Annotated in this window: 17 protein-coding genes; 12 read left to right on the forward strand and 5 right to left on the reverse strand. The window is 34.0% G+C overall.

Going from position 1 to position 22,892, the window contains the following annotated elements; all coding sequences use genetic code 11:
* Positions 1-155: 155 nt before the first annotated feature.
* The 4 genes from dnaN to ABS764_RS15605 form a co-directional block, all read right to left on the reverse strand.
* Positions 156-1,274 carry a DNA polymerase III subunit beta gene (gene dnaN, locus ABS764_RS15590; RefSeq protein ID WP_408082723.1) on the reverse strand — a complete coding sequence of 373 codons (1,119 nt, stop codon included), beginning with the start codon at positions 1,272-1,274 and terminating at the stop codon, positions 156-158.
* Positions 1,275-1,454: 180 nt separating this feature from the next.
* Positions 1,455-3,140, reverse strand: a complete 1,686-nt coding sequence (gene gldG / locus ABS764_RS15595) for a gliding motility-associated ABC transporter substrate-binding protein GldG (RefSeq protein WP_408082724.1) — start codon at positions 3,138-3,140, stop codon at positions 1,455-1,457.
* A complete protein-coding gene (gldF, locus tag ABS764_RS15600; protein ID WP_408082725.1) occupies positions 3,140-3,865 on the reverse strand; it encodes a gliding motility-associated ABC transporter permease subunit GldF in 726 nt (241 codons plus the stop codon). The genes gldG and gldF overlap by 1 nt, the downstream gene beginning before the upstream one ends.
* Positions 3,866-3,945: 80 nt before the next feature.
* Entirely contained in the window at positions 3,946-4,776 is an 831-nt protein-coding gene (locus ABS764_RS15605; RefSeq protein WP_408082726.1) for an SAM hydrolase/SAM-dependent halogenase family protein, read from the reverse strand.
* 194 nt (positions 4,777-4,970) lie between these two features.
* Here ABS764_RS15605 and ABS764_RS15610 point away from each other — a divergent pair, with 194 nt between their 5' ends.
* The 11 genes from ABS764_RS15610 (at position 4,971) to ABS764_RS15660 (ending at position 20,686) form a co-directional block, all read left to right on the forward strand.
* A complete protein-coding gene (locus tag ABS764_RS15610) occupies positions 4,971-5,921 on the forward strand; it encodes a PhoH family protein (protein WP_408082727.1) in 951 nt (316 codons plus the stop codon).
* A gap of 190 nt (positions 5,922-6,111) precedes the next feature.
* Positions 6,112-6,927 (forward strand): SDR family NAD(P)-dependent oxidoreductase, encoded by an 816-nt coding sequence (locus ABS764_RS15615; protein ID WP_408082728.1) that lies wholly within the window; start codon positions 6,112-6,114, stop codon positions 6,925-6,927.
* Between the two features lie 612 nt (positions 6,928-7,539).
* A complete protein-coding gene (locus tag ABS764_RS15620) occupies positions 7,540-9,327 on the forward strand; it encodes a T9SS type A sorting domain-containing protein (protein ID WP_408082729.1) in 1,788 nt (595 codons plus the stop codon).
* 25 nt (positions 9,328-9,352) lie between these two features.
* The gene (locus ABS764_RS15625) at positions 9,353-10,846 is read left to right on the forward strand and encodes a hypothetical protein (protein ID WP_408082730.1); all 1,494 of its coding nucleotides are present in this window, start codon (positions 9,353-9,355) and stop codon (positions 10,844-10,846) included.
* Positions 10,847-10,944: 98 nt separating this feature from the next.
* Positions 10,945-11,775 (forward strand): Cof-type HAD-IIB family hydrolase, encoded by an 831-nt coding sequence (locus tag ABS764_RS15630; protein WP_408082731.1) that lies wholly within the window; start codon positions 10,945-10,947, stop codon positions 11,773-11,775.
* A gap of 164 nt (positions 11,776-11,939) precedes the next feature.
* Positions 11,940-12,896, forward strand: coding sequence for a phosphoribosylaminoimidazolesuccinocarboxamide synthase (locus ABS764_RS15635; RefSeq protein ID WP_408082732.1), 957 nt, complete (start codon positions 11,940-11,942; stop codon positions 12,894-12,896).
* 151 nt (positions 12,897-13,047) lie between these two features.
* Positions 13,048-13,722, forward strand: a complete 675-nt coding sequence (locus tag ABS764_RS15640) for a response regulator transcription factor (RefSeq protein ID WP_408082733.1) — start codon at positions 13,048-13,050, stop codon at positions 13,720-13,722.
* Positions 13,723-15,078, forward strand: coding sequence for an ATP-binding protein (locus ABS764_RS15645; RefSeq protein ID WP_408082734.1), 1,356 nt, complete (start codon positions 13,723-13,725; stop codon positions 15,076-15,078).
* A 96-nt stretch (positions 15,079-15,174) separates the two neighbouring features.
* The gene (locus ABS764_RS15650) at positions 15,175-16,458 is read left to right on the forward strand and encodes a TolC family protein (protein WP_408082735.1); all 1,284 of its coding nucleotides are present in this window, start codon (positions 15,175-15,177) and stop codon (positions 16,456-16,458) included.
* A 5-nt stretch (positions 16,459-16,463) separates the two neighbouring features.
* Positions 16,464-17,594: an efflux RND transporter periplasmic adaptor subunit gene (locus ABS764_RS15655; protein WP_408082736.1), complete on the forward strand. Its 1,131-nt coding sequence runs from the start codon at positions 16,464-16,466 to the stop codon at positions 17,592-17,594.
* A gap of 2 nt (positions 17,595-17,596) precedes the next feature.
* Positions 17,597-20,686: an efflux RND transporter permease subunit gene (locus tag ABS764_RS15660; protein WP_408082737.1), complete on the forward strand. Its 3,090-nt coding sequence runs from the start codon at positions 17,597-17,599 to the stop codon at positions 20,684-20,686.
* 240 nt (positions 20,687-20,926) lie between these two features.
* Here ABS764_RS15660 and ABS764_RS15665 read toward each other — a convergent pair whose 3' ends face one another.
* Positions 20,927-22,015 (reverse strand): M42 family metallopeptidase, encoded by a 1,089-nt coding sequence (locus tag ABS764_RS15665; RefSeq protein WP_408082738.1) that lies wholly within the window; start codon positions 22,013-22,015, stop codon positions 20,927-20,929.
* A gap of 82 nt (positions 22,016-22,097) precedes the next feature.
* Between ABS764_RS15665 and ABS764_RS15670 the strand changes: the two genes are divergently transcribed.
* Positions 22,098-22,781, forward strand: coding sequence for a DUF4294 domain-containing protein (locus ABS764_RS15670; protein ID WP_408082739.1), 684 nt, complete (start codon positions 22,098-22,100; stop codon positions 22,779-22,781).
* Positions 22,782-22,892 lie beyond the last annotated feature (111 nt).

Raw genomic sequence — 22,892 nt, forward strand, 5'->3', positions numbered from 1 at the left:
AACAATTTGTGTATTCATGATTACTAATCAAAAAAAAACCGCTTACCTAATGGATTCGCGGTTTTTTTAAATATAAAAAATGGTTGGTTAACAGTGCAATAGTAAGTATAAAATTTGGATATCAAAAATTTTATACCAAAAAAAATGCAATATTCTTAACTATTTAGCATAACAGGCATAACAAGCATCGTTACTGTTTCACCATCTTCTAGCCCGTCTACAGGAGTTAAAATTCCGGCACGGTTAGGCAATGACATTTCCAGCATGATCATGTCTGATTGTAAGTTAGTCAGCATCTCAGTCAGGAAACGGGAGTTGTAACCTATTTGCATATCGTCTCCCTGATAATCACAGGTCAGGCGCTCTTCAGCCTTATTAGAATAGTCGATATCTTCTGCAGAAACATTCAATTCAGCTCCTGCAATTTTTAGGCGAATCTGATGCGTAGTTTTGTTAGAAAAAATAGCGACACGACGTACCGAACTCAAAAACTGAGAGCGGTCAATCATTAATTTATTTGGATTTTCTTTTGGAATTACTGCTTCGTAATTTGGATATTTTCCATCAATAAGACGGCACATCAATACATAGTTGTCAAAAGAAAAAGTAGCATTCGAATCGTTGTATTCAATTTTTACTTCAGCATCAGATGTGGACAGAATATTTTTTAAAATTGTCAACGGCTTTTTAGGCATGATAAAATCAGCTACCTGAGAAGCAGTAACATCGGTACGGGCATATTTAACTAATTTATGAGCATCTGTTGCTACAAAAGTCAAACCTTGTGGAGAAAACTGGAAGAATACTCCTGACATAACCGGACGTAAATCATCATTACCGGCAGCAAAAATAGTTTTACTTACTGCAGTAGCTAATACATCAGCAGGCACTAATGTTACAGATGGTTCGTCTAAATTTACGGCTTTAGGGAATTCTTCGCCCGGAGCATACGCTAAGGCATATTTTCCTGAATTTGAACTTATTTCTATAGTGTTGTTTTCTTCTACTGTAAAAGTCAACGGCTGTTCCGGAAATGTTTTCAGGATTTCCAAAAGCAATTTTGCCTGTACAGCAACACTTCCCTGGCTCGTAGAATCGATAGACAAAGTAGCAGACATGGTTGTTTCTAAATCAGAAGCAGAAACGGTTAACTCGTTATTGTCTAATTCAAATAAAAAATTATCCAGGATAGGTAATGTATTGCTGCTGTTGATAACACTTCCTAAAACTTGTAATTGCTTTAATAAGTACGAACTCGATACTATAAATTTCATATGAAGATTATATTTGTTTTTTTATTGGAATTTGGTCACCGTCATTATTTGTGTTTGAAAACAGAACGGTTTCAGCTCTTTTATTTTATTTTTTAAGTATTTTTTTTTAAAATTGGCAAAGGATACATTTTTACAAATATATCGTAAACAAATCTAGTTTTGAAAAATTTTTATTAACATCTATTTGCTGTATTTGTATTTTCTCATAAAGCTGAATGCTACGCCAAAAACACCTAAAATTAGGATTGGAAGCCCGATAGTTAAGACTTGGGTTCGGGTATAATTTTGATAAACTTTCTCTTTGTCCAATAAAGGTAAATCTAAATCCTTAGAACGAATGTTAATAAGTCCCGTATCATCAAGCAAATAATTAACGCAATTGAGCAGAAAATCTTTGTTATCATATACATTTCCGGAACGTTGATCAAAACCCAGTTCTACGGGTTCGTAATTTTTGTCCAGTTGATTTTTGATGACATCACCATCTGAAATTACAATCATTTTACCGGTTTTTCCAGTAGGTTCAAAATTGCTCTGGTCAAAAGCTAAAACCCGGTTTTCAAATGCCGAATGGAAGTTGCCTTCTAGTAAAACCGCCATAGGAAGATTTCCAGTATTTGGGTAATGATTTGGACTGGTTTCTTCGGTTACAATATTCAAATTAATTTCGGCAGGTGTTCCCACTTTTTTAGAATACTGAGATGATTTTAGCAACACTGTTTTCTTGATTCCGTTTTTCAAAGTATCAATTGGATTAGCAAAATCAAATTTAATACCGCCCAGATTTTTCACAATTGGATGCTGGCTTTCCGGATATACCAATGGTGCATATTTCCAGTTAAAAGTCTGGTATTGTGCAGCGCTTCCTTGTTCTCCCGTAGCCAGTTTTATGGGACTTCCCTGCTCGTCTTTTACAATATCAGGATTGATTCTGATGCCGTATTTGAAAAACATATCGTTTAAATTCAAATCTCTTGGAAAAGCAAAAGCAGCTCCAGCATCGTTGTATAAACTATCCATTTCTATGGCAACCTGATCTAAGAGCCAGATTGTTTTCCCTCCATGAATAATGTATTGATCTAAAACCTGTTTTTCTGCATCGGTGAATGTTTCGGTAGGTTTGGCAATGATAGCCAAATCATATTTTTTTAAAGATTCTAAAGTTGGCACAGGACTTTTGGCAACAGAATCTAACGTAAAAGGACCAATGTGGTAGCTTTCTCTTATTTGCAATAAAAATTTAGCTATAAAAACATCCTGAATTTCTCCGTTTCCTTTGATTACAGCAATCTTTTTTTGTTTTTCTTTAGTCACTTTATTCAAAGCATCGGCAATAGAATATTCTAAATGCTGTACAGACCCGATTACTTTTTCAGTCGTGGAAGCCCCCATGATATTTTTGAGCAAGGGGATATTCACTTCTTTATTATGATAAACCGCAATTGCCCACGGAAAAACCATTGCCTGAGACTGCTTTCCTTTGTCGTCTACTGTTATGTTTACAGGAGTCAGACCTTTCATGTACAACGCTTTTATGTTGTCCATACTGGCTTCTTCATTTTCTAAAGGATTGACAAATTCAAAATTAATATTCGAATTATATGCCTGGAATTCTTCGAGTAATTCTCGGGTTTCCTGTTGCAGTCTTTTGAATTCAGCCGGCAAATCGCCTTCCATATAAATTTTTACTGAAAGGGGTTCCTCTACCTGTTTAATAATATCTAATGAAGTTTGTGATAAAGTATACCGATGATCCTTAGTTAAATCAAACCGATGAAAAAATGAGTTTCCTGTAATATTTAGAATGAGTAGTATTACTACGGTAACTAATACTGATTTCAGATTTCTTTTTTTAGTTGCTTTCATTACAGTTTAAAAGATTTAAGTTGGTAAACAGTAAACGAAAGAAAAGCCACCATAAGGCTTATAAAATAAAGGATATCACGGGTGTCAATGACGCCCCGACTCATACTTTTAAAATGATTTTGCATTCCTAAAACCGAAATTAATGATGAAAAAGAAGGGATTAGAGATGAAAATCCTTCGAATCCAAAATAAAAAAAGAAACATAAAAAAACCGCCAGAATAAAAGCGACAATCTGATTGTCAGTAAGGGCAGAGGTGAAAATTCCGATAGCGGTGTAAGCACCAATTAAGAATAAAAGTCCAAAATAAGAACCAATTGTACTTCCCATATCGATGTTGCCTTCGGGCATCCCTAAATTAGATATAACAGCAACATAAGTAAAAGTAGGGATGATGGCGATGATAATTAATAAAAGAGCTCCAATAAATTTTCCGTTTGCTATTTGCCATACCGATAATGGTTTTGTTAGAAGCAATTCAAGAGTTCCCTGTTTTCTTTCATCAGAGAATGAACGCATAGTGACCGCCGGAATTAAGAAAATAAAAATCCATGGTGCAAGGGTGAAAAAGGGAGTCATATCGGCAAAACCCGAATTCAGAATATTGTAATCACCTTCAAAAACCCACAGGAATAATCCGTTGATAATAAGAAAAATGGCAATCACTAAATAAGCTGTCGGAGAACCAAAAAAGGATTTAATTTCACGTAATAATAAGGCTTTCATTCTTCTTTAGTTATGAGTTATGAGTTGTGCGTTAATTCTGTTTAGATATTTATCAAATCTGCAATCTAAAATCATAATTCTTAATTCTTAAATTCGATAGTAACTGCGTCGCGATAATTAAGTCCTAATAAGCTACTGGCTGAACCAATTTTAGAAGGATTACTTCTGAAAATGGCAATTTCTAAATACCCGGCTTCATTAAAAATGGCGAGTTTTTCACCTTCGTAATTTTTAATTGGATATTTATCTGAAATAGCAATTGCCGAATAATTAGGTAATATGGTTTTGATGTTTTTAGTTTTCATCTGGATTTCGTAGGGTCTTCCTTTGGCTACTTCCAGAAATTGTTTTTTGGTAATATTAGTCACCACATTCCCAAAATGATCAATGTAAATCACATGACCTTTTAAGCTGTTATTATCATTGGCAGTCACGGCTTTCATTTCGGTGACTTCTTTTACCGAAGGTATTTCCCTGCCAATAACATTCAGTAAACCACCTCTGGCAATATGACAGGCCACAGTTACAAAAACATCCAGTCCCGAAGCATCGCTGGGCAAACGGTCGTGAATGTTGATAGCAACAATTTTTTGCGGAACAATCTTTTGCGAAAGCATACTTAAAATTCCATTATCGGCAGCAATAAAGTAAGAATCATTCCATTGCATTACGATATGCTGATTTTCTTTGTTTAATTCCATGTCAACCCCAATAAGATGTACCGTTCCTTTAGGGAAACTGGAATAGGCAGCACTGATAATATAGCTGGCTTCTACGATATTAAACGGATCTATGTCATGTGAAATATCTACAATCTGTGCTTCCGGATATTCCGATAAAATTTTCCCTTTCAATGCACCTACAAAGTGATCTTTTAAGCCATAATCGGTAGTAAGGGTAATTATTGACATATTTTTGTTTATAACTATTGGTGAAATCTAAAATTAATTTTCATTAAATTTGAGAAATGCAAAGCTAATAATAGTAATCTCAAAAACGCAAAAAAGCCAAAATAAATTCTAAATAGTAACCAAATAAAACCAGGATGAAAGACATTTTGGAAGAGTTTTTAAATTGAATTAGTAATACTATAAAATTATACCCTTTGAACGAAAGAATTATCGAGCTCATAGACATCGCTCCAAAAGAGTTTTGGGGTGCTCAAGACACTCATCTTGAAACGATTAAAAAATATTATCCAAAATTAAAAATAGTTGCCAGAGGGACAACTTTAAAAGCATTTGGAGAAAAAGACATTCTGGACGAGTTCGAAAGGCGTTTTCAAAGATTAATGCTTCATTTTACCCGTTACAATAATATTGATGATAATGTAATTGAGCGTGTAATATTAGGAGACGTACAGGACGACAAACGCATGAGTCCAAATGACAAAATTTTAGTTCACGGAGTAGGAGGCAAAATTGTAAAAGCCATGACTCCTAATCAACAATTACTGGTAGATACCATTAATAAAAATGACATGGTTTTTGCAGTTGGACCGGCTGGTACCGGAAAAACCTATACCGGTGTGGCTATGGCGGTAAAAGCTTTGAAAGAAAAACAAGTCAAGCGTATTATTCTCACGCGTCCGGCAGTGGAAGCAGGAGAAAATTTAGGATTTCTTCCAGGAGATATGAAAGAAAAACTGGACCCTTACATGCAGCCGCTTTATGATGCGTTGCGTGATATGATTCCGAATGAGAAACTGGAAGATTATATTTCCAAAGGAATTATTCAGATTGCTCCATTGGCTTTTATGCGGGGGAGGACTTTAGATAATGCTTTTGTAATTCTGGATGAAGCTCAAAATACGACGCATTCGCAAATGAAAATGTTTTTAACCCGTATGGGGAAAAATGCAAAATTTATGGTTACCGGTGATCCCGGACAGGTAGATTTGCCCAGAAGAACCATTTCCGGACTTAAAGAAGCCTTACTGGTTTTGAAAGATATTGAAGGAATCGGAATTATTTATCTGGATGATAAAGACATTGTAAGACACCGATTAGTTAAAAAAGTAATTGATGCTTATAAATATACTGAAAATCAGGATTAAACAGTAATTGATTTCTCCGTTTTACATCATTTTTAGAAAATAATTCTAAAAGAAAACCGGTGAAATTTTTTTTAATCTGTAGTTAATTTTGTTGTTTTGCCACAACTTTATTGATAATGTATAGTAAAAAAATAATATTCTAACTGCGGCCTCAACTGAGGTCGCATCTTTTTAATAAATACCACAACTATTGAAGAACGTAATCATAACAGGCGCATCAGGAGGAATAGGAAAGGAATTAGCGGTACATTTTGCAAAAAATAACTGGAATGTTATCGCTACAATGCTCTGTTTGGAACAAGGAAAAGAATTAAGAAACATACCTAATATTCACTGCTACTTACTCGATGTAACTTCGACAGAAAGTATAACTGTAGCCAAGCAAAAAATTCTGCAGGATTTTAAAACCATTGATGTGGTTATAAATAATGCCGGAATAGGATACAGAAGTTTTGTTGAATTCTCCGAAGATGAAGAAATTAATAATATAGTTGATGTCAACTGGTTAGGAGTGGTTAAAGTTTGTCGCGCTTTTACATCTGTTTTCAGAAAGCAGAATAAAGGTCATTTTATTAATATTTCTTCTATTGCGGGTTTAGTGAATTTACCATTAGGGAGTTTTTATCATTCTACCAAGCATGCCGTGGAGAGTTTTTCTGAATGCATGGCATATGAATTAATGAATTTTAATATCAGCGTTTCTACAGTACAATTTGGAAATACACCTTCTAATTTTCAAAAAAATGTAACCAGATGTAATCGTACTCCTGTGAAATGTTACAATGAACTGATGGAAAAAATAAGTACGGTTGTAGAAGGTAAAACCAAGAAAAATGTAGATTTAAAACAAAATATTATTACTAAAGTATTCGAAATCGCCGAAAATCCACCTAAGAAATTTAAGCGTAATACTATTGGTTTTGATGCCAATGCTCTGAACGTGTTGCGTAATTTCCTTGGATACAGATTGTTTGGAAGAATTATACGGTATTCGGTTTTTAAATGATACCTGATTTAAGTAACATTTTATAGAGTTTTTTTATATTAACAATTCCCTATTTATACCTGTTCCCTTTTTCAAAAAACATTCAACTTACAAGAAAAAACTGCCTCCTGACTCAGCAGTTGTACTTCATTTTGTAAAATAAAGTATTAACTTGTTAATTTTTTTAATTTTTGACTTTAAACGTTTTTTTACGTCCTTAAACGATTAAATGGTCCCGGATTTATTTTATGAATAAGTAACTTTATATAAAGTTATGTTTTCTTGAAATGCTTATTTAAGTATTAAAAAACAGATAATTGGAATACATTTCTTGCGAGCTTTTTATTTACAAATTTGAAATAAAATGAAAATAAGATACCTCTACATTATCTACTGTACACTTTACTGCAAATTTAGTTTTGCACAAGAGATTCATGATATTCAATTTACGCCACCACCACCGGGACTTCCCCCACCACCCGGATTGCCATTTAAAGCTGGAATTGAAATCATTTTCATTACAATCATCCTAGGTTTGTTTTTGATTGCAAGAAAAGTAAGGTAAAGAAATACTCCTAATTCTACAGAAAGAAATAGTTAGATAATAAGAAACCGTTTAATAAAGTATCAGGGATGAAGAATAAAATTTTACTTTTATTGCTGAGCATAACCACAAGCAGTATTTCTCAAATATATTTTAGTCCAAACGCTAATATGTATGTGAAAAATGAGGTTCTGTTCGTAAATCAAAATGTCAATTTAGATACCGGTTCTAATTTGTATCTCAGGAGTAATGGGCAGCTGGTACAAGGGACAAACGCTACTTCTGCTAATAGTGGGGAAGGGGTAGTTTCTGTTTATCAGGAAGGTACTGCGGATAATTTTGATTACAATTACTGGTGTTCACCCGTGGGTACTGCCTCTTCAGGATCAGGAAACGGAAACTTTGGGATAAGCATGCTACAACAGCCTCAAACCGCTGTAACTTCTAATCCGGTAACTATTTTAAATTCTGACCTTGATGGTATTTCTAATCCTTTATCAATTTCAGCACGCTGGATTTATAAATTAGTAAACGCAAGTGGTTATTCTCAATGGACATTAGTTGGTTCGCTTTCAAGCTTAGCACCCGGTGAAGGATTTACAATGAAAGGTACCAGCGGAACAGATGCAACTGATCCCGAAGGTACCGGGATTGTTAATAATCCCGGAAGTGCCCAGCGATATGATTTTAGGGGCAAACCTAATGATGGTACTATTACCATTAATCTTGGAGCTAATAATTCTACTTTAACAGGAAATCCATATCCTTCCTCGTTACACCTAAATGCTTTTCTTTTAGACCCCGGCAATACTGCTACTGGTGGTATCGCTTATTTTTGGGAACAGGATAAAACGGTAAATTCGCATTATCTTGCGGATTATCGTGGGGGATATGGGGCGTATTCGCCTATCAGTCTGGCTTCAAACGGTATTTATGTTCCAGCGACTTTTAATTCTTATAATCCGGATGGTTCTCTTAATACAGTTGGTTTGTCATCAGGGCTATCCATAGAGCGCAAATATTCTCCTATCGGACAGGGATTTATTATTTATGCTTCTGCAAATGGTACAGCAACATTTAAAAATGCACACCGTGAATTCTACAGAGAAAGTAATGCTTTGTCCCAGTTTGAAAAACAGACGTTAAAAGCAGATAAAACAGCTGTTGAAGAAAACTCCGGGAACGAAGTAACAGAAGTTTCTCATTTTAAGTTAAACACCATTATCAATAATCAGTTTACGAGACAACTGGCATTGGCTTTTGTTCCGGAAGCTACTGATGGAGCAGACCCGGGAATAGATGCTTTACATTTGGATGAAGCATTACCCAATGATGTAACCTTTCTGATAGCTAATAACAACTATATTATTCAGGGAATTCCATTTGATAATACCAAAAAAGTACCCTTACGGGTAAAAGCCGCTGTACCTACAACTTTAAAATTCTATGTACCGGAAGTTGTTAATTTTGATTCTTCTCAGCAAATTTTCCTCTACGATTCCTTAGATAGTTCTTATCATGATATTAAAAATGACAGTTACCAGATAACAGTTGCTGCAGGCGTTTATTCTGAGCGTTTTAAAATTGCCTTTAAAGACGAAAATATATTGGCAGAAGAAAATAAAAATACTCCAAAAATAATAATTGTTCAGGATAATAAAAACCGCATTATTAAAGCTTATAATCCCGAAAATATAACTGTAGAATCATTTATACTCTATGATATGCTGGGCAGAACAGTGATTTCAAAGAAGGATTTACCACTTCGTCAGGAGTATTCTTTTTCTACCGGGAATTTGCATAATGGAATTTATATTGCAAAATTGATTACTGCTGATAAAAGAGAAATAAAACAAAAAGTAATCCTGAAAAACTGAGATATTAATTAACAAACCAAAGAATATGATACCTAAAAATACCTTAACCAATTACAGAATAGTTTTACCGTTACTTTGTTTTTTAATGAGCTTTTTGGTAAAAGCACAAATAGGAATCGGTACGACCAGTCCGGCTGCTTCTTCTATGCTTGATATTCAATCTACTTCTAAAGGATTGCTAACACCAAGAATGACCACCTTACAACGAAATGCAATTACGAGTCCTGCCGAAAGTTTACTGGTTTTTGATACTACCGAGAAAGCATTTTACTATTATAATAGCACCACATCTTCGTGGATTAAATTAGCGGATGATAGTATCAAGAGAAATAATTATAAACTGGTAAAATCAGCAGCAGATTTGGCACCGGAACTGGCAGCGGGAGGAGGAACAACTTATTTATTAAGTACCAATACTTATTATGAAATTAATGGAACCATAACCTTGACAAGATCTATTAATTTAAATAATGCCTACGTTTCCGGACTGGATGCTAATGAAGATGTTCTGTCTTACACCGGTGGAACAATTTTTCAGGGAAATACAGGAGGCAGTGTCAGAAATGTGACATTAAGAGGAGGTAAAGCTTTTGAAATTACAGGTCCAGGAATAACGTCTTCATCCTCTTTACTCGTTCAGAATACTGTTGTGTCCGGTATGACTACCAGTGTAGGAAGTATATCAGGAATCGGACTTTATTTTGGTAATATTATTCAGTTTGTGAGTAATACGACCGGTATTACGTATTCAAATATTGGTAATTTACTTCTTAATAATCAGGCCTGGCTGGATAGTAATAATGGTACATTTGAAACATTTTCCGGTAACTTTGGATTAATTCAAAAAGCCAGTGGTTTTAGTACGGTAAATGGTAGTGATGTTGCAATGGATGTTAGTACTGCAGGATTAAATGTAGGAACCGGTATTGTAGAAGGAACTGTTTTTTCAGGTACTACTTCAAATGCTTCCGGATATATAAGAGGTTATGCCGCAGCCTCGACTTATCCGGGCTATTATTTTAGTACCGTCTGGACAGTAAATGCTCCGGGTATTCCCAGAGAAGGAGACGAAGTGGCTACAGGGGATATTAATCTGGATGCAGCAGTAGGAAGCGGTCAGGTCACTTCTTTCACGGGAACAGGAACATCGAGCAGAACAAAATTAGTTGGTACTACTACTTCTAATAATTTGTTTCGCTTTACAAGGGATGGAAATAACAGAATTACATACAGAGGAAATAAAACGAGATATTTTCAGGTAACCGCTTCGGTTTCCTATCAGGGAAGTGCTGCCGATATGACTTTAATTCTTTATTTTGCCAAAAACGGTACAGTGATTACAGATACTAAAGTTTATGGAAGACCCTCTACAGGATTCTTTTCATCAGCAGGTATCTTAGCGTTACCCATAGTAGGAACAGTACAATTAAAGAAAGATGATTATATTGAAATCTGGGGTGAAAGATATGACGGAAGCGGAAATATGTCTACCGTTTCATTAAATCTAACTGCCAGATAATTTTAGCAATACGTTAATTTGCTGTTATTTCAACCTCTGTTTACTACGCCTTCTTCTGATTTTCAATATTTTTGTACTGAATTAGAGTATAAGAATATATGATAAAAGAAAATATAAAAGTAATTATAAGCGACTTAGACGGAACATTACTTAACAGTGATCACCGAATTTCAGAATATACCAAGGAAATTTTCAGAGAATTACACAATCAGAATTATTTAATCATTGTAGCCACAGGACGTCATCATCTGGATGCGATGCCGATAATTGAAACATTAGGTTTTCCAATTTATCTGGTTACTTCTAATGGTGCCCGAATACATTGTCCCAAAAAAGAATTGCTTTTTTCTATTAATATGGTAGCCGAAGCCGTAAAATCAGTTCTGGAGATGGATATTCCGGCTGAATATACTACGGTGCTTTTTAAAGAAAATGTATGGCAAACGAATAAACACAACGATAAATTACTGGAATTTCAAACGGAACTGAATTATATTCCTGAATTAGTAAACTACAAAGAAGTGACTGATTTTGATGTAATAAAAATATTCTTTACACACGAAAGCCATGGGAAATTACTGGAGTTAAGAGAAAAAATTCTGGAAAAGCATCCTGATATTTTTAGTCATGCTTTTAGCTTACCTCATTGTTTAGAATTTATGGATAAATCCGTGGATAAAAGTGTAGCCATTGCACGTATCCTGGAAATAGAAGGATATGATTTTCATCAGGCGATTTCCTTTGGAGACGGATATAATGATGAAAAAATGTTAACTACTACCGCTAAAGGTTTGATAATGGGGAATGCTCCTGATAGTCTAAAGAATAAGTTGTCGCATCTGGAAGTTATTTCTAATAATCATAAAGACGGAGTTGCAAGTTATTTGGTGGAAAAATTATTAAACAACATAAGTCTGGAAACTAAATAAGAAACGCCTGTAGGTCAATAAGAATATAAAATTAACTTGTGAAAGCTGTTATAAAAACGGAGTGAGAGTTAAAAGTATTTATAGAAACAGCACTTTCTTTGTTTTTCTGTGTAAAATAATCCTAAATTTGCATTCTTATAAAATCAACGCAATACGTATCTACAATGAGCAATACAATCACTACAACTAATTTTAATTTTCCGGGTCAGAAGTCAGTTTACAGAGGAAAAGTAAGAGAAGTTTATAATATAAATGACAAATTATTAGTAATGGTGGCAACCGACAGGCTTTCGGCATTTGATGTGGTTTTGCCAAAAGGAATTCCTTACAAAGGACAGATTCTAAACCAGATTGCTACCAAATTCATGGAATTAACAGCAGATATTGTTCCTAACTGGTTGATTGCTACTCCGGATCCAAGCGTTGCTGTAGGGCATTTATGTGAACCTTTTAAGGTAGAAATGGTTATTCGGGGGTATTTATCAGGTCACGCTTCACGCGAATATGCCGCAGGCAAAAGAACTATTTGCGGAGTACCCATGGCAGAAGGCTTAAAAGAAAATGATAAATTTTTAGAGCCTATTATTACTCCGACTACCAAAGCCGATAACGGAGAACACGATGCCGATATTTCCAGAGAAGAAATCCTTTCTAAGGGAATTGTAAGTGAGGAAGATTACATTATTTTAGAAAAATATACCAGAGCTTTGTTTCAAAGAGGTACTGAAATTGCTGCCAGTCGCGGATTAATTTTAGTAGATACCAAATATGAATTTGGAAAAACTAAAGATGGTGAAATTGTTCTAATTGACGAAATTCATACACCGGATTCTTCTCGTTATTTTTATTCTGAAGGATATCAGGAAAGACAAAATAAAGGGGAAGAGCAAAAACAATTGTCTAAAGAATTTGTACGCCGCTGGTTAATAGAAAATGGTTTTCAGGGTAAAGAAGGGCAACAAATCCCCGAAATGACGGATGCTTATATTGAGACAGTTTCAGACAGATATATTGAATTATACGAAAACATTATTGGAGAAAAATTTGTAAAAGCAGATATTTCGAACATCAATGAAAGAATTGAAAAAAACGTTTTAGCTTATTTAGAAGAAAGAAAATAGAAGAAAGAGTCAAGAGAAAAGATAATCCAAAGCCGCAATTTCTAATTTTTGAAATTGTGGCTTTGTTTTTGTAAATAATTTCAATTTTATTTTTTAGGGGAAAATAAAAACGATAAATCTTTAAATCGCTAAGTTTGTAAAAAATAGAATTATGAATATCCTACTTGTTGAAGATGATAAAAGAATTAGCGACTTTGTTACCAAAGGGCTTCAGGAAAATGGTTTTCATGTTCATTTGAGTGAAAATGGTGTTGAAGCCAGAGAATTACTTTTATCAGCACAATGGGATATTATTTTAATGGATATTATGCTTCCTGATATTAGTGGTGTAGAATTGGTAAAACTTATTCGCTACAAAAAGAAAACTACTCCTGTTATTATGCTTAGTGCATTAGGTGATGCTGATGACAAAGTAGATGCACTGGATTCAGGTGCAGATGATTATCTGGTAAAACCATTTCATTTTAAAGAATTAATTTCCCGGATAAATGCACTTGCAAGAAGGACGAAATTAAAATATGAAGAAAACAACAATTCTTATAGCTGTGGAAGTATATCTGTTAATACTGATGAACATAAAGTGATGCTTGACCATGTAGAGGTTGAGCTTTCTCCGCGGGAATATAAATTACTTTTATATTTGATAGAAAATAAAAACAAAGTATTAGCGCGTACGCAGATACTGATAAATGTCTGGGGTATTAATTATGATACTAATACCAATGTAGTTGATGTTTATATCTCTTATCTCAGAAATAAAATGAAACTTAATTCAGGTGTTTTACAGACTATTGTAGGTACAGGGTATATGCTTAAAGAGGTGTAGATGAAAATTAAAAACAGACTTACTATTCTTTCTTCTGTTACTTTTGGCGTAGTTTTCATAATTGCTGCGTTAATTATTTATGTTGCATTTTATCGCAGTTCTGAAAAAAGAATTTATGATAATATGCAAAAAAACTGTTTGCTTTCGGCCATCTATTATCTTGAAAAAGATGAATTACCTATTAGTGAACACAAGCAGATAAAAGAACAATATAATGAGAATGTTAAAGATATAACGGTTGGGATTTATAATGATAAAAATGAAGTTCAATACGGTTCAAATCTGAGTTTAAAAACAATTACTCCGGCAGTATTAGAGAAGGCAAGGAAGAATAAAAAGGTGATGTTTGAATCAGATAATCATTTTTATTTTGGAATTTTTTATCAGGATAATCAGGGAGATTTTGTGGTTTTTGTTCAGGCCAATGATTATGAATTTAAAACTCAGAACCATCAGTTAATGATAATTATGACGGTTGTGTTGTTTACCGGATTATTGGTTATTTATCTTTTGAGTTTGTTTTTGTCTAAAATAGCCTATAAACCTATCGATACTATTATCAAACAGGTAAATGAAATTGAAGCTTCGTCTTTAGACCAACAAATTGTAAATCTGAATACTAATGATGAAATTCAGAATTTAATTGAAAGCTATAATAATCTTTTTCAGAGGTTATCTAATACTTTTAAAACGCAGAAAAATTTCATTAATTATATTTCTCACGAATTTAAAACACCATTGGCATCGATATCAGGACATTTAGAAGTTTTTGCGCAAAAAGAACGTACGCCTCAGGAGTATCAGGAAACAACAGCAAAGGTTTTAAATAACGTTTATGAAATTGAAGAAATATTGAATACGCTGATGATTGTTTCGGGACTTAAATCGGAAATGGTACAAAAAGAAAGTTTCAGAATCGATGAACTGATATGGAATTGCAGTGATAAAATCACCAATACCAATAAATTTTCTGCTGCCAGACTTCGTATAGAATTAGAAATAGAGGAAGAAAGTAATCTTACAGTAAAAGGAAATGAGTCAGAAATTAGCATAGCTATTTATAATATTATTGAAAATGCAATTAAATATTCGGATGAACTTGTTGTAATAACGCTTTTGTTATTTCAAAAACAAATCCAAATAAAGATTAAAGACTTTGGCAGGGGAATTAAAGAAAAGGACTTGCATCACATTCATGAAACTTTCTATCGGGGCAGTAATGTTGGAAAAGTGCAGGGAAGTGGTATCGGACTTTCACTGGCTTCTGTTTTATTTGCTAAAAATAATATCAATTTTCAGATTACTTCAAAAGAGAACGAGGGGACACAAGCTGTCATAACTTTTGCAAAACTCTAATCAGTTTCTAATACCGTTCTTACTTCTTTCTAATTTGGTTTAAAGATGGGTTTAATACGGGCAGTATAACTTTGCTTATTATTAAATCAGAAAGCTTTGAAACAACTTATTTTACCCACAATTTTTCTTTTTTCTGTTTTGGCATCAGCACAAAATATAGTAAACGATACTATATTTTTAAGCCGTAAGAATGCCGAAACGATTTTTTTACAAAACAACCTCAGTTTGATTTCTGAAAGGTTAAATATTGATATTGCTCAGGCTCAAATTATTCAGGCTAAAGTATGGCCTAACCCGACATTTTCAGTAAATGAATTCAATCTCTGGCGTAATACTGGTTCAGAGGAATTACCTGCCATTTGGGGGGATTATGGCCGCTATCAGGAATTCGGTGCCAGTTTAGAACAATTAGTTTACACTGCAGGAAAGCGAAAAAAAATGATTGCCATTGAAAAAGTGGGAGCAGAAATGGCTGTGGAATATTATAAAAATTTCCTAAGAAATTTAAAAATGGAATTCCGCAACAACCTCACGGCAATGCAATACAATCAGGCTAAAAAGATTGTTTATTTAAAGCAACTTCAATCCGTACAAAATCTAACAAAATCATATGCTATACAAATGGAGCTGGGTAATATTAGCCCCGGAGATTACATTCGGTTAAAAGCCTCGGAAGTAGAATTTCTCAATGAATTGAATACAATTGAAATAGAAAATAATGCATTGCAAAGTGAAATGAAAAAACTATTGCATCTTAATCCTATGAGTTATGTAAAAATTAGTGAGGATGACGCTATTCCGGACATGGATAAGATAAACAATTTAAATATTGAGAATAGCATCGCCCAAATTGAGAATTACAGACCTGATGTAAAGCTGGCAAAACTCAACGAGAAGTACAGTCAAAACAAATATGCTTATGAAAAAGCTTTGAAAACTCCCGATATAACTTTGGAAGCATCTTATGACAGAGGAGGAAACATTATGCAAAATTTCTTCGGACTTGGTTTTTCCATAGACCTTCCCGTTTTTGATAGAAATCAGGGAAATATTAAAGCTGCACAATTTTCAGTAGAACAAAGTAAATTGAATAAGGAGGAAGTTTTAAACAATGCGCAGACTGAAATTATGGAAGCCTATAATAATTTTAAAGCTGTACAAAATCTATATAAAAACATTGGTGATGACTACCAGACAAAACTAGATAAAATGTTAGATAATTATCTGATGAGTTTCAAAAACAGAAATATAAGCCTGCTGGTTTATTTAGATTATGTTGAAGCCTATCTGAATAATAAGATGATTTTATTAGACACACAGAAAGAATTAAATAATTGTCTGGAAGAATTTAAAAATGCCAGCGGACAAGAATTAAACTAAAAAATATGAAAAACACTATTTTATTATCCATAACGCTTATTCTGCTAATTTGTGGATGTGCTAAAAACAAAGAAGAAGAGAAAGCAACTGTTGAAAAATTTTGTCTTACACCTAAATTAAAAGAAAAAATAAGTATTGAAACGGCTCAGTTATTGCCTGTAACAGAAAGCTTTTCTTTAACAGGAAACGTTGCTTATAATGCCGATGATGTTGTACAATTTTCCAGCTTAGTTAACGGCTTAATAACTACTACTTTTTTCTCATTAGGAGATTATGTAAAAAAAGGCCAGATTTTAGCTGAAATTAAAAGTACAGAATTGAATAGTTTGCAGGCAGAACACAAATCGCTAAAATCACAACTATTAGTGGCAAAAAGAAAACTGCAAGCCACACAGTCGATGTATGAAAATGAAATAGCTTCTCAAAGTGATCTTATTCAGGGGCAAAGTGAAGTGGATGTTTTAAAATCATCAATCGACAATGTAGAACAAAATCTTGCATTATACAGTGCCAGTGGAGAAAAATCTGTCTTCCAAATCAAAGCACCCGTAAACGGTTATATTGTTTCTAAAAACATGAGTCCCGGAACTCAGATTAATGACAACGAAGGCTCACTTTTTACTATTTCTAATCTTTCTAAAGTATGGGTAATGGTTAATATATATTCCACAAATTTAAAAGATGTTCACGAGGGAATGGATGTTAAAATTACCACACCTGCTTATCCTGATCAAACTTTTGATGGAAAAATTGACAAATTATCTCAGGTTTTTCAGTCAGATGAACATGTACTTAAAGCAAGAATTGTAATGGATAATTCTAATTTAAAACTCAAACCAGGTTTAACTGTAGATGTTTTGATAAATAAAAAAGTAAATCAGAAAGATATGGTTGCGGTACCGGCGAAAACTTTAATTTTTGATAACAATCAAAATTATGTCTTGATATACAAAGATGACTGCCATTTAGAAAGAAGACAAATAACTCCAACTATAAAAAATAAGGATTTTATATACTTTGAAAACGGACTTGATGCAGGTGAAAAAGTAATTGTTAAAAATCATTTACTTATTTCAGAGCAGTTAAAAGACAATGAGTTAAAAAGCGGTAATAAAAATCAGTTAAGACAAGATTAATTATGCAAAAAATTGTTCAAAATATTGTGTCCTTTTCCCTTAAAAATTCGCTCATTATATTTTTTATGACTGCTGCGTTATTTATTGGAGGAGTCTACAGTTATATTCATACCCCCATAGAGGCATTCCCCGATGTAACAAATACCAGAGCCAGAATCATTACGCAATGGCCGGGTAGAAGTGCTGAAGAAGTAGAAAAATTCATCACATTACCCATTACTAATGCGATGAATACTATTCCCAAAAAAGCAGAAGTCCGTTCCATATCTTTATTTGGATTATCTGTAGTAACAGTATTATTTAATGATGATGTAGATGATTTTTATGCACAACAATATGCATCAAATCGGATGAATAATATCGACTTACCGGAAGGAAGTGATCCTGAGATTGATCCTCCATCCGGTGCAACAGGAGAAATTTTCAGGTATGTAATAAAAAGTGATCTTCCTATAAAAGAAGTTACAGCATTACAGGATTGGGTAATTGAACGCGAATTAGTTTCTGTTCCAGGAGTGGCCGATGTAGTTAGTTTTGGCGGAGAAGAAAAAACTTTTGAAATCAAGATTAATCCATCAGAATTGAATAATTATGATATTTCTCCTTTAGATGTTTTTGATGCGGTATCTAAAAGTAATATCAATGTGGGTGGAGATGTAATTCAGCGTGGCGATCAGGCTTATGTCGTTCGTGGTGTAGGTTTAATCGATAAAGTAGAAGATATTGGAAATATCTTGATTAAAACCGTTGGAAACACAGCTGTTCTAGTGAAACATGTGGCTGATGTTTCTATTTCTGCAAAACCCAGATTAGGACAGGCAGGTTTAGATAATGATACTGATGTTGTCGAAGGAATCGTTATTATGCTTCGTGGTGAAAACCCTGGTGATGTAATTGAAAATTTACGTGCAAGAGTGGACGAGCTAAATGAGAGAATACTACCTTCTAATGTAAAAATTATCCCTTTCATTGACCGTACTGAGCTGGTGGATCATACTGTTCATACTGTAAGTAAAAATCTTGTTGAGGGAGTATTATTAGTATCGTTGATTGTTTTTATTTTCCTGTATAATTGGAGAACAACGGTAATTGTGGCATCGGTAATTCCATTGGCATTTCTTTTTGCAATTATAATGTTGCGTATTCAGGGTTTGCCCGCCAATCTTATTTCGATGGGAGCACTTGATTTTGGGTTACTGCTCGAAGGAACATTAGTAATTGTGGAGACCGTCTTTGTGTCGCTCGAAACAAAAGCGCATAAAATAGGCATGGAGCGCTTTAATAAAATGTCAAAAATGGGATTAATTAAGAAAAGTGTGGGTAGCGTGGCAACGTATATTTTCTTTGCATTAATTATTTTGATAGTAGCACTTTTACCTATTTTTTCTTTCCAAAAAGTGGAAGGTAAAATGTTTTCTCCATTAGCATTTACTTTAGGTTATGCATTATTAGGTTCTTTAATTTTGTGTATTACTTATGTTCCGGCAATGTGCAAAGTGTTGCTGACCAAAAATATAGTCGAAAGAGAAAATAAAATCAGCCACTTTTTTAGAGAAAATCTTTTTAAATTATTTCAATGGAGTACAAAATACAGAAAAGCGACTCTTATTATATTCTTCAGTTTGTTAGCCATTTGTATAGGACGTTTTGTTTTTTATGGTTCAGAATTTATTCCTAAGCTAAATGAAGGGGCTATATATCTAAGAGCGACTTTGCCTAATAGTGTGAATTTGGACGAATCGGTTCGACTGACTCAGGAAATGAAAAAAGAGATGCAGAAATTTGATGAGGTCAAATTTATTCTTTCGCAAACAGGAAGGCCAAATGATGGTACAGACCCAACAGGTTTCTTTAATATTGAGTTTCATATCGAATTAAAACAGGAATCGGAATGGAAACGAAAAATCAGCAAAGAACAACTAATTGCTGAAATGAAGGAAAAACTGGAACTATATCCGGGAATTAATTTCGGGTTCAGTCAGCCTATTCAGGATAATGTTGAAGAATATGTAGCAGGGGTTAAAAGTCCATTGGTAATTAAAATCTTCGGAAATGATTTATTCGAATTAGAGTCAATGGCACAAGAAGTAGCCAATTCTATAAAAGATGTAAAAGGAATTGAAGATATAAATGTCTATAAAAACATTGGTTTACCGGAACTTCGAATCCAGCTTCACGACGAAAAAATGGCACGTTATGCAATCACTACTGCCGATGCACAAGCAGTAATAGCTATGGCGATAGGTGGGCAGGCAGCATCTACTTTCTATGATGATGAAAAAATGTTTGATATTCGAATTCGTTTTCAAAAAGAATACAGAGATTCTAAAGAAAAAATAGAAAAAATTCTAATTCCGACGATGGACGGAAAACGTATTCCTTTAATGGAAATAGCCACTATAGATTATAAAACAGGACCTACCTTTATTTACCGTGAAGGAAACAGCAGGTATATTGCCATCGGCTTTAATATTGCCGGTCGCGATTTAGGAAGTACAATTACTGAAGCCCAAAAGAAAGTGGCAAAGGATATGAAATTGCCTAAAGAAAATGTAATGGAATGGGCAGGAGAATTTGAAAGTAAAGAACGCGCTACAAAACAGTTAGCTCTTATAGTTCCTGTAGTTTTGATATTAATCTTATTCTTACTGTATTTCAATTTTGGTAATTTTAAAGACACACTTATTGCCGTAAGTACCATGCCTTATGCTTTCATTGGCGGATTTATTTCTCTATGGATAACAGGTACAGTATTTGGGATTTCTGCAGGAATAGGATTCATTATTTTATTTGGAGTCAGCGCCATTGACAGTATAGTTTTAATTGGCGTAATAAAAGAAAATCTTGCCAAAAGAATGCCACTGAAAGAAGCCATTAATAATGGAGTTTATAGTAGAATCAGACCTATTGTTATGATTGCGTTGATGGGGTCCTTAGGACTCTTACCGGCAGCACTTTCAACAGGAATGGGGTCTGAAATTCAGAAACCATTGGCAATTATGATTGTGGGAGGATTGCTGGTTTGTATGATATTGTCTTTAACAGTATTACCTCAGGTATTTTATTTAAGTTACAGAAATAGCAAAAAATAATAGTTAATCAATTAATTCAAAAAAAAGACTATTCTTTATCTTAGGACAGTCTGTTTCTAAAAACAAAAAACTTTTTTCAGTTTTCCAAAATTTAAAAATCCGTCTCGTTCTGTTATGAACAAGACGGATTTTTTTACCCCGATAGTTTCCTTCCGGATTTCGGAATTGGAAGAAATCCTCTTGTGGTGCGATAGCTAAAACAAGAGATATGGCGGATAGCAGGATTAGCTCCTGAAAATATTATTTAAAATAGGAAAATGTTTCGTTATTTTCTATTTTAAGTAAGGATTCATAAATTAACCGAATCACATTTTCTACATCTTCTTTATGTACCATCTCAACAGTGGTATGCATGTAACGCAGTGGAAGCGAAATCAATGCCGAAGCTACACCGCCATTGCTGTAAGCAAAAGCATCGGTATCTGTTCCTGTTACGCGGGAAGAAGCCAAACGCTGAAAAGGAATTTTTTTCTCTTCGGCAGTACTTACAATTAAATCTCTTAAATTATTTTGTACAGCAGGAGCGTAGGTAATAACCGGACCACTGCCTATTTTTGTTTCTCCCTCAATCTTTTTATCAATCATTGGAGTAGTAGAGTCGTGGCATACATCAGTAATAATGGCTACGTTTGGCTTAATGGTTTGAGTAATCATTTCGGCACCACGCAAGCCTACTTCTTCCTGGACGGCATTTGTAATATACAGACCAAAAGGCAATTTTACTTTGTTTTCGTGTAATAAACGAGCCACTTCGGCAATCATAAATCCTCCCATACGGTTATCGATAGCGCGACAAACAAATTTATTGTCGTTTAAAACCATAAATTCGTCAGGATAAGTGATCACACAGCCCACATGAACACCCAGTTTTTCAACCTGTTCTTTGGTTTCACAACCTAAATCAATAAAGATATTGCTGATTTTTGGATTTTCTTCTTTGTCTCTGTTTCGGGTGTGAATTGCCGGCCAGCCAAAAACACCTTTTACAATTCCGTTTTTAGTATGAATGTTAACACGTTTTGAAGGCGCAATCTGATGATCAGAACCTCCGTTTCTGATAACGTAAATTAAACCGTCTTCGGTAATATAATTTACATACCAGGAAATTTCGTCAGCGTGTCCTTCTATGACAACTTTAAAAGGCGCATCAGGGTTTATAATTCCTACAGCTGTTCCGTAAGTGTCTGTTATAAATGTGTCTACATAAGGTTTAAGATAATCCATCCAAAGTTGTTGACCACTACTCTCATAACCAGTGGGAGAAGCATTATTAAGGTAGCTTTCTAAAAAAGCCATTGAATGGTTGTTTAGTATTGATTTTATGCTCATAAAAATATTTTTTTGCTAAATTATAAATTTGGTATTACAGTTGTGTATATAATGTATAATTTTACAGCAAAATATTGTCTTTATGAAATCAATTTATTTTTTAATATTCTTTTTATTACTGTCATTATCCGGCTTTAGTCAGGTAGAAACTCCTTATGATCCAAATGCAATGGGGTATGTATTGACGGAAAAGGACAGTGTATTAAATGATACTATAAAGTTACCCGAAATTATAGTTGCAAAAGATAAACAAGATCCCGAAGCAAAAAAACAATTTCTGATTTTACAAAGCAGGGTTTACAGAACCTATCCTTATGCAAAACTGGCAGCAGACAGATTGACTAACTTAAATAAAGGAATGGAACGACTTTCCTCTGAAAGAGAAAAGAAGAAATATTTTAAAATAGTAGAAGACTATCTTACTAACGAGTTTGAGGCAAGATTGAAAAAATTATCCCGAAGCCAGGGACGTATTTTAGTTAGATTAATTGACAGACAAACAGGTAAAACTACTTACGAACTGATAAAAACATTAAAAAGCGGATGGAAAGCCTTCTGGTCTAACACCACAGCAAGTGTATTTGATATTAATTTGAAATCTAAATATGCACCTTTTGAATCCAATGAAGATTATCTGATAGAGAATATTCTTAAAGAAGCCTTCGAAACAGGAAGATTGCAAAATCAGCCCGCCGCTGTTCCTATAGATATTGATAAATTGAACGAATACTGGGATACTAAATTATCTTCCAAGCCTAAAATCTAAATTATAAGAAGCTCGTACTACAATATAGTGCGAGTTTTTTTATGTAGCATTCTCCTGCTATCCGCTTCAATCTTACTCGCCGAACCCCGGCAAGTAAGGATTTCCGCTGCT

This window comes from Flavobacterium plantiphilum, assembly GCF_046000495.1.
In the GTDB taxonomy this organism is placed as follows: Bacteria; Bacteroidota; Bacteroidia; order Flavobacteriales; family Flavobacteriaceae; genus Flavobacterium; species Flavobacterium plantiphilum.